We start from the raw sequence: 253 nt of genomic DNA, 5'->3' as shown, positions 1-253 counted from the left end.
GCCCAGACGACCACCGACATGGTGATGGCGATGATGATCGCGAACATGCCGATGGTAATGGTTTTGTTGGCCTTGATGGTCTTCTTTTCCGCCGGAGCTGCCGGCGCCGCTGCCGGGGCGGCGGGGGTTGCGCTGGGGGCTGCGACTGCCGGTGCCGTGGGAGAAGCGGCGGGAGCGGTCACTGCTGCGGGGGCGCCAGGGGCTGCCGGAGCCTTGGCCGGCTCAGCCGCGTAAGCAAGGGCGCCCAGGGAAA

The 253-nt window shown here is 69.2% G+C and carries 1 pseudogene; it reads right to left on the bottom strand.

The features are described 5' to 3' along the window. Nucleotides 1–253, bottom strand: a pseudogene (locus tag KI810_RS17195) (cation acetate symporter); the annotation flags it as partial.

The sequence above is a fragment of the Geomobilimonas luticola genome, from assembly GCF_018476905.1.
Classification (GTDB): Bacteria; Desulfobacterota; Desulfuromonadia; order Geobacterales; family Geobacteraceae; genus Geomobilimonas; species Geomobilimonas luticola.
This window is presented reverse-complemented; position numbering and strand designations above follow the sequence as displayed.